The organism is Entomomonas sp. E7T21 (assembly GCF_058693955.1).
Map to the genome: position 1 here is coordinate 3,206,108 of NZ_CP191672.1, position 13,191 is coordinate 3,219,298.

General features: G+C 41.1%; 9 protein-coding genes, 2 tRNA genes and 3 rRNA genes. 6 read left to right on the forward strand and 8 right to left on the reverse strand.

Going from position 1 to position 13,191, the window contains the following annotated elements; all coding sequences use genetic code 11:
* Nucleotides 1–25: 25 nt before the first annotated feature.
* The 4 genes from ACQVD9_RS15270 (at nt 26) to ACQVD9_RS15285 (ending at nt 3,146) form a co-directional block, all read left to right on the forward strand.
* The gene (locus tag ACQVD9_RS15270; protein WP_264746788.1) at nt 26–922 is read left to right on the forward strand and encodes a glutamate/aspartate ABC transporter substrate-binding protein; all 897 of its coding nucleotides are present in this window, start codon (nt 26–28) and stop codon (nt 920–922) included.
* 63 nt (nt 923–985) lie between these two features.
* Nucleotides 986–1,729, forward strand: coding sequence for an amino acid ABC transporter permease (locus ACQVD9_RS15275; RefSeq protein WP_201093798.1), 744 nt, complete (start codon nt 986–988; stop codon nt 1,727–1,729).
* Nucleotides 1,729–2,421 (forward strand): ABC transporter permease subunit, encoded by a 693-nt coding sequence (locus tag ACQVD9_RS15280; protein WP_264746789.1) that lies wholly within the window; start codon nt 1,729–1,731, stop codon nt 2,419–2,421. Before ACQVD9_RS15275 ends, ACQVD9_RS15280 begins: the two co-directional genes overlap by 1 nt.
* Nucleotides 2,418–3,146, forward strand: coding sequence for an amino acid ABC transporter ATP-binding protein (locus tag ACQVD9_RS15285; RefSeq protein ID WP_264746790.1), 729 nt, complete (start codon nt 2,418–2,420; stop codon nt 3,144–3,146). The genes ACQVD9_RS15280 and ACQVD9_RS15285 overlap by 4 nt, the downstream gene beginning before the upstream one ends.
* Before the next feature lie 122 nt (nt 3,147–3,268).
* Here the strand turns inward: ACQVD9_RS15285 and rrf are convergent.
* From rrf to ACQVD9_RS15310, 5 genes are all read right to left on the reverse strand, one after another.
* Nucleotides 3,269–3,384 (reverse strand): 5S ribosomal RNA (rrf, locus tag ACQVD9_RS15290).
* A 182-nt stretch (nt 3,385–3,566) separates the two neighbouring features.
* Nucleotides 3,567–6,472 (reverse strand): 23S ribosomal RNA (locus ACQVD9_RS15295).
* 245 nt (nt 6,473–6,717) lie between these two features.
* Nucleotides 6,718–6,793, reverse strand: a tRNA-Ala gene (locus ACQVD9_RS15300).
* A gap of 7 nt (nt 6,794–6,800) precedes the next feature.
* Nucleotides 6,801–6,877, reverse strand: a tRNA-Ile gene (locus ACQVD9_RS15305).
* Between the two features lie 93 nt (nt 6,878–6,970).
* Nucleotides 6,971–8,496 (reverse strand): 16S ribosomal RNA (locus tag ACQVD9_RS15310).
* Together the 16S, 23S and 5S rRNA genes with 2 tRNA genes alongside form the textbook arrangement of a ribosomal RNA operon.
* 465 nt (nt 8,497–8,961) lie before the next feature.
* On the opposite strand from ACQVD9_RS15310, the gene trkA reads away from it, so the two are divergent.
* Entirely contained in the window at nt 8,962–10,335 is a 1,374-nt protein-coding gene (gene trkA, locus ACQVD9_RS15315; protein WP_264746791.1) for a Trk system potassium transporter TrkA, read from the forward strand.
* Here the strand turns inward: trkA and ACQVD9_RS15320 are convergent.
* From ACQVD9_RS15320 to radC, 3 genes are read right to left on the reverse strand one after another with little or no spacing between them, the layout of a single operon-like run.
* A complete protein-coding gene (locus ACQVD9_RS15320) occupies nt 10,332–10,571 on the reverse strand; it encodes a tyrosine-protein phosphatase (RefSeq protein ID WP_319804749.1) in 240 nt (79 codons plus the stop codon). The genes trkA and ACQVD9_RS15320 overlap by 4 nt on opposite strands.
* A complete protein-coding gene (locus ACQVD9_RS15325) occupies nt 10,572–10,859 on the reverse strand; it encodes a hypothetical protein (RefSeq protein WP_264746792.1) in 288 nt (95 codons plus the stop codon).
* 16 nt (nt 10,860–10,875) lie between these two features.
* Entirely contained in the window at nt 10,876–11,550 is a 675-nt protein-coding gene (gene radC / locus ACQVD9_RS15330; RefSeq protein ID WP_264746793.1) for a RadC family protein, read from the reverse strand.
* 129 nt (nt 11,551–11,679) lie between these two features.
* On the opposite strand from radC, the gene gltX reads away from it, so the two are divergent.
* Nucleotides 11,680–13,164 (forward strand): glutamate--tRNA ligase, encoded by a 1,485-nt coding sequence (gltX, locus tag ACQVD9_RS15335; protein WP_264746794.1) that lies wholly within the window; start codon nt 11,680–11,682, stop codon nt 13,162–13,164.
* Nucleotides 13,165–13,191: the final 27 nt, after the last annotated feature.

The following is a 13,191-nucleotide window of genomic DNA, read 5'->3' on the forward strand; positions in this document are numbered from 1 at the left end:
TTTAGAAATATAAAAAGGTGCTTTTATGCGTTTACTCAAAACTTCCATCGCTGTACTAACAATCTCTGCATTAGGTTTATCCTCCATAGCCTTAGCAGAATCTCCTACACTCAATAAGATTAAATCTACTAACACAATATTACTGGGCCATCGCGAATCCTCTGTTCCTTTCTCATACTATGACAATAACCAAAATGTGATTGGTTATTCACAAGAAATTGAAATGAAAATAGTTGATGCCATTAAAGCTAAACTCAACCTTCCAGACCTAAAAACAAAAATGCTACCTGTAACCTCTGCAAACCGTATTACATTGCTCCAAAATGGTTCAATTGATATCGAATGTGGTTCAACTACCCATAATAAAGAACGTGCTCAACAAGTAGGCTTCTCCAATACTATCTTTATTATTGGTACACGTTTAATGACTAAAACCACCTCAGGTATTAAAGACTTTCCTGACCTAGCAGGTAAAAATGTAGTTACTACTGCAGGTACAACCTCAGAGCGTATTCTACAAAAAATGGATAATGATAAAGACATGAATATGAACATAATTAGTGCCAAAGATCATGGTGAAGCATTCCTTATGTTACAGTCGGGAAGAGCAGTAGCCTTTATGATGGATGATGCATTATTATTCGGCGAAAGAGCTAAAGCAAGAAACCCTTCAGATTGGGTAGTAGTAGGAGAACCACAATCTTATGAAGCTTATGGTTGTATGATACGTAAAGACGATCCAGAATTTAAAGCTATCGCAGATGAAACCATCGCAAAACTGATGACCTCAGGAGAAATTAATACTATTTATGATAAATGGTTTAATAAACCTATTCCACCTAAAAACTTAAATCTTGAATTCCCACTCTCAGAAAAAATGCAGGCTCTCTTCAAAGCACCCAACGACAAACCTTTTGAGTAACAGCACCTAAATAGGCTTAGTAACTCTACTAAGCCTAACATAATTATTATAAGAGAATTCATCATGACTAATTATAGTTGGAATTGGAGTGTCTTCTTCCAAAGCGTTCCTTCAGGCGATGCTACCTATATTGATTGGATTATTGCAGGCTTAATTGGAACCATCGTACTTTCCATTACAGCTTGGATACTTGCACTAATAATGGGCGGTATTATAGGCACCTTACGGACTGTCAAAAATCCTATTATCTCAAGTATTGCTAGCGGCTATATTGAACTATTTAGAGATATCCCTCTTTTGGTGCAATTATTTATCTGGTTTTTTGTTATACCTGAATTTTTACCTCAAACAGCCAGAGATGCTCTGTTTCAAATGCCGCCTCTTTATTCCCAGTTTCTAACTGCTTGGATATGCCTAGGCCTATTTACCTCTGCACGTATTGCCGAACAAGTAAGAACAGGTATTCAAGCTGTACCAGATGGACAAACAGCAGCAGGTTTAGCTTTGGGATTTACCACTTTACAAATATATTTCACCGTTCGAATCCCCCAAGCTATCCGTATTATCATGCCAGCTCTTACATCAGAGTTTCTGAATATTTTTAAAAACTCCTCAGTGGCTACTACTATTGGCTTTATCGAACTATCTCGACAAGCTCAACAACTCGTTGATTACACAGCACAACCTTATGAAGCCTTTATAGTAATTACAGCACTTTACATGCTCGTCAACATCATTGTTATGTTACTAATGCATAAATTAGAGAAAAAATTACAAATACCTGGTTATATAACAGGAGATAAATAATGTACGAGTTTGATTGGAATGTAATATACGATGCTCGCCATCTACTATTAAAAGGAATGATAACTACCTTAGAAATTACAGGTGTTGCCATTATTACAGGTATTATTTTAGGCACACTATTGGCTTTAGCTCGCTTAAACGACAGCAAAACCTTTCTAGGAAAAAGCATAGCATTACTAGCAAAAGGTTATGTTAACCTGTTTCGCTCTATTCCACTGATTATGGTACTACTCTGGTTCTACCTGATTGTTCCTGGTTTACTAAGAAACTTACTAGATGACCCTACACTAGATATCCGCTTTCTTTCTGCACTAATCGGTTTTACCCTATTTGAAGCCGCCTTCTACTCAGAAATTATACGTTCAGGTATTCAAAGTATCTCTAAGGGTCAAATCAATGCTAGCTATGCACTAGGCTTTACCAAACTCCAAACTATGCGAATAGTTGTTCTACCCCAAGCCTTTCGCAAAATGATCCCCATCCTACTAACCCAAGCAATTATCCTCTTCCAAGATACATCACTGGTTTATGTAATTGGCTTATCCGACTTTTTCAGCACAGCCTATAAAGTAGGAGATCGTGATGGCAGATTAGTAGAATTAATTCTCTTTGCCGGATTTGTATATTTTATTATTTGTTTTATTACGTCAAAACTAGTAAGACGCCTAAGTAGAAAAGTGAGACTATCATGATAACCGTTAACAATATAAATAAATACTATGGCAATTTTCACGTGCTCAAAGACTGCTCAACAGACGTTAAAAAAGGTGAAGTTGTAGTTATCTGCGGCCCTTCTGGCTCAGGCAAATCAACTTTTATAAAAACTATCAATGCTTTAGAAGAAATACAAACAGGTGAAATAGTTATCGACAATATCAAAGTTAACGATCCTCAAACCAACTTACCCAAGCTTCGTTCCAAAGTAGGTATGGTATTCCAACACTTTGAACTATTCCCCCATATGACCATTATCGAAAATCTTATTACACCACAAATAAAAATACTTAAACGCACTAAACAACAGGCACTCAATAAAGCAAATTCTCTGCTAACAAGGGTAGGGCTAAAAGATCATGCCAACAAATACCCTAGTCAACTATCAGGTGGTCAACAACAACGAGTAGCCATTGCCAGAGCCTTATGTATGGATCCTATCTGTATGCTATTTGATGAACCCACTTCTGCCCTAGATCCAGAAATGATTAATGAAGTACTTGATGTAATGGTAGAACTAGCAGAAGAAGGTATGACCATGCTAGTAGTAACCCACGAAATGGGATTTGCCAAAAAAGTAGCTAATCGAGTTATTTTTATGGATCAAGGCCAAATTTTAGAAGATAGACCCAAAGAACAATTTTTTAATGCCCCCTCAACAAATCGAGCGAAACAATTTCTAGAAAATATTCTGTGCCATTAAATAACTCTATAGTCCTTCAATGTTACTTACAACTTGAAGGACAACTCTGTAATTCACTTATATATTATTCATTGCACAATAAAAAAGCCCCTGCTGTTTATAGTCAGGGGCTTGTATTAGGAGCTTGAGGATGACCTACTCTCACATGGGGAGACCCCACACTACCATTGGCGATACGTCGTTTCACTACTGAGTTCGAGAAGGATTCAGGTGGTTCCAACGCTCTATTTTCCTCAAGCAATTCTTTATGGTGAGAAGGTTCTTGGTTATCTTACCCCATCACCCAAATCAGATATGCTTTTGTATGCTGTAAAGATTAATCATTATTTCAGTCTAGTCTACGCTTTGGCAAACGAACTCATTTGCTCACTTTCGACTTTTGCTTGTCTTTCTTTGGTTAACTAAATAACTTGGGGTTATATAGTCAAGCCTCTCGGGCAATTAGTATTGGTTAGCTCAACGTATCACTACGCTTACACACCCAACCTATCAACGTTGTAGTCTTCAACGGCCCTTTAGGGGGATTAAATCCCCAGTGAGATCTCATCTTGAGGCAAGTTTCCCGCTTAGATGCTTTCAGCGGTTATCTCTTCCGAACATAGCTACCCGGCAATGCCACTGGCGTGACAACCGGAACACCAGAGGTTCGTCCACTCCGGTCCTCTCGTACTAGGAGCAGCCCCTCTCAAATCTCAAACGTCCACGGCAGATAGGGACCGAACTGTCTCACGACGTTCTAAACCCAGCTCGCGTACCACTTTAAATGGCGAACAGCCATACCCTTGGGACCGGCTTCAGCCCCAGGATGTGATGAGCCGACATCGAGGTGCCAAACACCGCCGTCGATATGAACTCTTGGGCGGTATCAGCCTGTTATCCCCGGAGTACCTTTTATCCGTTGAGCGATGGCCCTTCCATACAGAACCACCGGATCACTAAGACCTACTTTCGTACCTGCTCGACTTGTCTGTCTCGCAGTCAAGCGCGCTTTTGCCTTTATACTCTTAGCGTGATTTCCGACCACGCCGAGCGCACCTTCGTACTCCTCCGTTACTCTTTAGGAGGAGACCGCCCCAGTCAAACTGCCCACCATACACTGTCCTCAACCCGGATAACGGGTCAGAGTTAGAACCTCAAACATGTCAGGGTGGTATTTCAAGGTTGGCTCCATTAGAACTAGCGTCCTAACTTCAAAGCCTCCCACCTATCCTACACAAACAGGTTCAAAGTCCAGTGCAAAGCTACAGTAAAGGTTCACGGGGTCTTTCCGTCTAGCCGCGGATACACTGCATCTTCACAGCGATTTCAATTTCACTGAGTCTCGGGTGGAGACAGCGCCGCCATCATTACGCCATTCGTGCAGGTCGGAACTTACCCGACAAGGAATTTCGCTACCTTAGGACCGTTATAGTTACGGCCGCCGTTTACCGGGGCTTCGATCAAGAGCTTCGCCTAAGCTAACCCCATCAATTAACCTTCCGGCACCGGGCAGGCGTCACACCCTATACGTCCACTTTCGTGTTTGCAGAGTGCTGTGTTTTTAATAAACAGTTGCAGCGGCCTGGTATCTTCGACTGGCTTCAGCTCCATTCGCGAGGAACTTCACTTACCACCAGCGCACCTTCTCCCGAAGTTACGGTGCCATTTTGCCTAGTTCCTTCACCCGAGTTCTCTCAAGCGCCTTGGTATTCTCTACCTGACCACCTGTGTCGGTTTGGGGTACGGTTCCTAATAACATAAGTTTAGAAGCTTTTCTTGGAAGCATGGCATCAATCACTTTCCATTTAAGATAAATGAATCGTCATCAGTTCTCAGTAATAATCTCCCGGATTTGCCTAAGAGATCTACCTACAGCCTTTCAAGTGGACAACCAACGCCACTCTGATTTAGCCTACTCCGTCCCTCCATCACTGTTATTAGAAGTATAGGAATATTAACCTATTTCCCATCGACTACGCTTTTCAGCCTCGCCTTAGGGGCCGACTAACCCTGCTTCGATTAACGTATCGCAGGAAACCTTGGTCTTTCGGCGTGGATGTTTTTCACACCCATTGTCGTTACTCATGTCAGCATTCGCACTTGTGATACCTCCAGCCAACTTCTCAATTGACCTTCACAGGCGTACACAACGCTCCTCTACCGCTCACGTAAAACGTGAACCCGTAGCTTCGGTATTTGGTTTGAGCCCCGTTACATCTTCCGCGCAGGCCGACTCGACTAGTGAGCTATTACGCTTTCTTTAAAGGATGGCTGCTTCTAAGCCAACCTCCTAGCTGTCTATGCCTTCCCACATCGTTTCCCACTTAACCAAAATTTTGGGACCTTAGCTGACGGTCTGGGTTGTTTCCCTTTTCACGACGGACGTTAGCACCCGCCGTGTGTCTCCCATGCTAGAACTTTCTGGTATTCGGAGTTTGCATCGGGTTGGTAAGTCGGGATGACCCCCTAGCCGAAACAGTGCTCTACCCCCAGAAGTTATACATGAGGCGCTACCTAAATAGCTTTCGAGGAGAACCAGCTATCTCCAAGCTTGATTAGCCTTTCACTCCGATCCACAGGTCATCCGCTAACTTTTCAACGGTAGTCGGTTCGGTCCTCCAGTCAGTGTTACCTAACCTTCAACCTGCCCATGGATAGATCGCTTGGTTTCGGGTCTATACACAGCAACTAGGCGCCCTATTAAGACTCGCTTTCGCTACGCCTCCCCTATTCGGTTAAGCTTGCTACTGTATATAAGTCGCTGACCCATTATACAAAAGGTACGCAGTCACGGAACAAGTCCGCTCCCACTGCTTGTACGCATACGGTTTCAGGTTCTATTTCACTCCCCTACTCGGGGTTCTTTTCGCCTTTCCCTCACGGTACTGGTTCACTATCGGTCAGTCAGTAGTATTTAGCCTTGGAGGATGGTCCCCCCGTCTTCAGTCAAGGTTTCTCGTGCCCCGACCTACTTTTTGTGTACTTAGATCCACATGCGTATTTTCGTGTACGGGATTATCACCCTCTATGATTGGCTTTCCCATGACCATTCCACTAATACATATGCTTCTGAACACTGGCTGCACCCCGTTCGCTCGCCACTACTTGGGGTATCTCGGTTGATTTCTTTTCCTCAGGGTACTTAGATGTTTCAGTTCCCCTGGTTCGCTTCTCAGTACCTATGTATTCAGTACTGGATAACTGAGGTTCTCTCAGTTGGGTTTCCCCATTCAGACATTTACGGATCAATGCTTTGTACCCAGCTCCCCGTAACTTTTCGCAGGTATCACGTCTTTCATCGCCTCTGACTGCCAAGGCATCCACCGTATGCGCTTATTCACTTGACTATATAACCCTAAATTATCTAGTAATCTAAAGCTACACAACCAAAGAATCGACATTTGTTTCGCCGAAAATTTGCGCTTGAGTTCGCAATATTTTCACCTCAGCATTAGTAATTAGACCAGTAATTACTAATTAATCTTTACTTCTTTGCATATCTAATTTGTTAAAGAACAGTCTAACTTTAAAAGTTAGAAGGTAATTCTCTTTGCTTAAAAGAATTAGCTTCTAGCTTCTTTTGATTATTATCTGGTGGAGCCAAGGAGGATCGAACTCCTGACCTCCTGCGTGCAAGGCAGGCGCTCTCCCAGCTGAGCTATGGCCCCATTTAATTGGTGGGTCTGGTAGGACTTGAACCTACGACCCCACGCTTATCAAGCGTGTGCTCTAACCAGCTGAGCTACAGACCCTAATCTGTTAACTTTTTAGGCATCCGCCCAATTCGTTCTTTGCAATTATAAATCAAGTAATTCGTGTGGGTACTTGTAGTACCAGCTTTCGTTTAAGGAGGTGATCCAGCCGCAGGTTCCCCTACGGCTACCTTGTTACGACTTCACCCCAGTCATGAATCACTCCGTGGTAACCGGCCTCACGAGGTTAGCCTAGCTACTTCTGGAGCAACCCACTCCCATGGTGTGACGGGCGGTGTGTACAAGGCCCGGGAACGTATTCACCGCGACATTCTGATTCGCGATTACTAGCGATTCCGACTTCATGAAGTCGAGTTGCAGACTTCAATCCGGACTACGATTGGTTTTCTGAGATTAGCTCCGCTTCACAGCTTGGCAACCCTCTGTACCAACCATTGTAGCACGTGTGTAGCCCTGGCCGTAAGGGCCATGATGACTTGACGTCATCCCCACCTTCCTCCGGTTTGTCACCGGCAGTCTCCTTAAAGTGCCCACCTTTACGTGCTGGTAACTAAGGATAAGGGTTGCGCTCGTTACGGGACTTAACCCAACATCTCACGACACGAGCTGACGACAGCCATGCAGCACCTGTGTTCCGATTCCCGAAGGCACTCCCACATCTCTGTAGGATTCCGGACATGTCAAGGCCAGGTAAGGTTCTTCGCGTTGCGTCGAATTAAACCACATGCTCCACCGCTTGTGCGGGCCCCCGTCAATTCATTTGAGTTTTAATCTTGCGACCGTACTCCCCAGGCGGTCAACTTATTGCGTTAGCTGCGCCACTAAAACCTCAAGGGTCCCAACGGCTAGTTGACATCGTTTACAGCGTGGACTACCAGGGTATCTAATCCTGTTTGCTCCCCACGCTTTCGCACCTCAGTGTCAGTATCAGTCCAGTTAGTCGCCTTCGCCACTGGTGTTCCTTCCTATATCTACGCATTTCACCGCTACACAGGAAATTCCACTAACCTCTACTGTACTCTAGTCAGTCAGTTTTGGATGCAGTTCCCAGGTTGAGCCCGGGGATTTCACATCCAACTTGACAAACCACCTACGCGCGCTTTACGCCCAGTTATTCCGATTAACGCTTGCACCCTTCGTATTACCGCGGCTGCTGGCACGAAGTTAGCCGGTGCTTATTCTGTTGGTAACGTCAAAGGTGAGTCGTTACTTCACCCCTTCCTCCCAACTTAAAGTGCTTTACAATCCGAAGACCTTCTTCACACACGCGGCATGGCTGGATCAGGGTTTCCCCCATTGTCCAATATTCCCCACTGCTGCCTCCCGTAGGAGTCTGGGCCGTGTCTCAGTCCCAGTGTGGCTGATCATCCTCTCAGACCAGCTACAGATCGTCGCCTTGGTGGGCCTTTACCCCACCAACTAGCTAATCTGATCTAGGCTCATCCAATAGCGGTACAATAAAGCACCTTTCCCCCGTAGGGCGTATGCGGTATTAGCGCGAGTTTCCCCGCGTTGTCCCCCACTACTGGGCAGATTCCTAGACTTTACTCACCCGTCCGCCGCTCGTCAGCATCCCGAAAGACCTGTTACCGCCCGACTTGCATGTGTTAGGCCTGCCGCCAGCGTTCAATCTGAGCCATGATCAAACTCTTCAGTTTAAAATCTTTTGAACCATAAGGTTCTAAAACGGCTCAGTAATCTAAAAACTCAATCTATGACGAGTTGTTTATATTACTGATATTTCTTACCAGTACTACAAACACCCACACGATTTACTTGATTTATATTGTTAAAGAACAGTGATAGTTTGGTAACCAACTTTTTGCTTACTGCCTATCGAGGACGCGCATTATACGCGATCAACAAAACCCGTCAACTACTTTTTTTGTTTATTTTTAATCTACCCTTTTAACACGCTGCAAACACTAACTTATTTTCTTTGATTAAATAAATTTTAATGCCTTGTTCTAAATACTATCTATATAAGCATCGGAAGTTAAACAATCTATTTAAGAATATTTAATTGTAAAGAATAGCTATTGTTATATAGCCATATATATTATGGTTATAAACGTGTATTATTTCTTTTATCTTTTAAACTTTCACTATTTATTGATAAATAAATGAAGATTATTATTCTTGGAGCTGGCCAAGTAGGCGGCACACTTGCTGAACACTTAGCCAGTGAAGCAAATGATATTACTGTAGTAGATCTAGATACTGAGCGCTTACGTGATTTAGGCGATCGTTTAGATATTCGTACAATTAAAGGTATGGCTTCATTTCCAACGGTATTACGACAAGCGGGTGCAGACGATGCTGATTTATTGGTAGCCGTTACTAATTCTGATGAAGTTAATATGACTGCCTGTCAGGTTGCTTATACACTATTTCACACCCCTACTCGTATTGCACGTATTCGCAATTCTGCTTATTTAAGTAGGGATGAGTTATTTGCTGATGAAGCTATTCCTGTTGATGTAATTATTAGCCCTGAACAGTTGGTGACTAATTATATTAAACGACTTATTGAATACCCTGGTGCATTCCAAGTTATTGACTTCGCAGAAGGGAAAGCACAGTTAGTAGCGGTTAAGGCTTATTATGGTGGTAACTTAATTGGTCAACAGATACAGCAGATTAAAACCCTTTTACCTAATATTGATGCTCGTATAGTAGCTATTTATAGACATGATCATCCTATTCTACCTAATGGAGAAACAATTATTGAGGTAGATGATATTGTCTTTTTTATTACTGCTAAAAATAATGTACGTTCTATTATTAATTTGTTAAGACGTGCCGAATCTGCCAATAGACGAATTGTAATTGCGGGGGGTGGGAATATTGGTGAACGGCTAGCTGAAGCAATAGAAACACGTTATCAGGTAAAAATTATTGAACACAATACTGTTCGTTGTAGGGAGCTCTCTGAAAAGCTAGATACCAGTATTGTGTTACAAGGTAGTGCTTCTGATAAAGAACTATTAGTTGAAGAAAACATAGCAGAAGCAGATGTATTTTTAGCATTAACGAATGATGATGAGGCCAATATTATGTCTTCATTATTAGCTAAGCAGTTAGGTGCTAAAAAGGTGATGACTATTGTTAATAACCCTGCTTATGTAAAACTTATTCAAGCAAATACTATTGATATTGCTATCAGCCCACAAAATATTACTATTGGTAGTTTATTAACTCATGTTAGACGCGGTGATATGGTAAGTGTACACTCGTTACATCAGGGGGTTGCTGAGGCTATTGAAGCTATCGCTCATGGTGATGAAAAATCAAGTAAAGTAGTAGGTAGAACTGTTGAACGTGTAGGATTACCGCCAGGAACAACTATTGGTGCAATTGTACGTGGTGATGAGGTAATTATTGCACATGATGATACGTTGATCCAATCAGAGGATCATATTATTTTATTTGTAGTAGATAAAAAATATATTCGTGATGTCGAGCGCTTATTTGAGGTAAGTATTGGCTTTTTTTAAATAGCTAAAAACTGTTTCTTTATAGTGCTACTACAAATTTTATTAAAGTACTTTTTTGTATCACCAATACCATTTAAGGCTTGTTCTATCCAATCACGCTTTACCTCTCCCTCACTTAGTAGATATTCTTCAATGATTATATCCTGAGGAATATCTAACAAAGTTAATAATGCTGCAATAACAATGCCTGTTCTATCTTTACCTGAAGTACAATGAATAAATATAGGAAAGTCTATTTAACTATTTTGAAAACACATCATCACTTCATTTAACCAACGTCGAACCTTATTATCCGATGTCTTATAAACCTCCAATTGATTATCTGTTGCTATTTGTAGCATTTTAATATTAGAAAAATATGGATCTTGCCCTTTTCTCAAATTAATAATTGTTTTTGGGGTTTCGATTTGATCAAGATTTTCAAGGTAAGTGATTTTACCACCTCTATATAAGCACTTCCTCCTCATTAACTCCTGCTCTGCTAATAAATTAACAAACTCTCCCACATCTCTAAAATTAACCACAGATATTTTCCATTTTTTAAATCATCCCCCATTCAGCCATGGAAAAAGGTTCTCCCTCACCAATAATTAAGTGATCTAATACTTTAATATCTACATAAGATAAAGCATTTATTAATTCTTTAGTTAACAGTTTGTCATTATTACTTGGTTCAGTAATGCCTGATGGATGGTTATGAGTAAAGATAACAGCGGCAGCATTAAAATGCAGACACCTTTTAATTATCTGTCTAGGATAAACAGTTGACTCATTGATGCTGCCATAAAATAGATTTTCATAGGCTATTACTCGATATTTACTATCCAAAAATAAACAACCAAACACCTCATGAGGTTCATCGCGTAATTGTGCACATAAAAAATCCCTAACCACTTGAGGGTTGTCCATTACCGTACCCTTTTGTAGCTTTTCTGCTAGGTGACGTTTACCCATTTCAATAACAGCTTGTAGTTGAGTAAATTTCGCTACACCTAAACCAAGGTGAGAACTAAAGGATTTTAAATCTGCTTCCAATAATGCACGCAAGCTACCAAACTCTGAAAGCAGTTGCCTCGCCAAATCTACAGCACTTTTCCCTGTCACTCCTGTTCTTAAAAATATAGCTAGCAGCTCTGCATCTGTTAAATAACTAGCACCTTGTGCTAGTAGTTTTTCTCTAGGTCTTTCTGTTGCTGGCCAATTTTTAATACTCATCTTTATGTCCTTACGGTGTTTTTGTTGTAATGGTTATAGTAAAATATTTTAATTGGATAATAATCCTTATTTACGCTAATTTTACATTAATAAATTTATTAACATTACTTTTCCTTATTTGAGAGTCCTATGACTACTGTTCGTACACGTATTGCACCATCTCCAACAGGTGATCCTCATGTAGGCACCGCTTATATTGCTCTTTTTAATCTTTGTTTTGCTCGTCAACATGGCGGGGAGTTCATTTTACGTATTGAAGATACTGATCAAGTACGCTCAACTCGTGAATCTGAACAACAAATTTTTGATGCATTACGTTGGTTAGGTATCGAATGGAATGAAGGCCCAGATATTGGAGGCCCATACGGCCCATATAGACAAAGTGAACGTGGAGATATTTATAAAAAGTATGCAACTGAACTTGTAGAAAAAGGTCATGCTTTTCATTGTTTTTGTACTGCCGAACGTTTAGAACAAGTTCGTAATGAGCAAATGGCAAATAAAGAAACACCTCGCTATGATGGTCATTGTATGCACCTCAGCTCAGATGAGGTAAACAACCGCTTGTCTGCTAATGAGCCAAATGTTATTCGTATGAAAGTTCCTAGCGATGGAATATGTGTAGTTAACGACATGCTCCGTGGTGAAGTAGAGATACCATGGGATCGTATGGATATGCAAGTATTGATGAAAACAGATGGTTTACCTACTTATTTCTTAGCTAATGTAGTAGATGATCATTTAATGGGCATTACTCACGTGCTACGTGGTGAAGAATGGTTACCTTCTGCACCAAAACTAATTAAGCTTTATGAGTATTTTGGCTGGGAGCAACCTGAACTTTGCTATATGCCATTATTACGTAATCCAGATAAAAGTAAGTTATCAAAACGTAAAAATCCTACCTCTATTAATTTCTATGAGCGTATGGGTTTTCTACCAGAAGCCATGTTGAATTATTTAGGTCGTATGGGCTGGTCTATGCCTGATGAACGTGAAAAATTTACTTTAACTGAAATGATTGAAAGTTTTGATATCAAGCGCGTTTCATTAGGTGGTCCTATTTTTGATATCGAAAAACTTTCTTGGTTAAATGGACAATGGATTCGTGATCTATCTGTTGAAGAATTTGCTAGCAAAGTTCAAACTTGGGGATTTAATAAAGACTACTTCACTAAAATTATCCCTCTATTACAAGATAGAGTTGAAACATTTAGCGAAATTGTTCCTTTAGCTGACTTTTTATTTATGGGAGGAGTTCCTATAGACACTACTCTTTTTGAAAATAAAAAGCTTTCTCCTGAACAAGTTCGCCAAGCAATGCAACTACTTTTGTGGAAATTAGAAGCTTTAAGGCATTGGGAAAAAGATCAAATTACGCTATGTGTACAAGGTATTGCCGACTTCTTTGAAGTTAAATTCAGAGATATTATGCCTATGGTATTTGTGGCTATCACTGGTAAAACTAGTTCACTGCCGGTACTTGATGCAATGGAAATTTTAGGCCCAGACCTATCTCGCTACCGCTTTCGTCAAGCACTTGAAGCTTTGGGTGGAGCATCCAAGAAAGAAGTTAAAGCATGGGAAAAACTATTACCCTCTATTGCAGGTTAAATTTTATTTAAGGGGCTTTATAGCCCC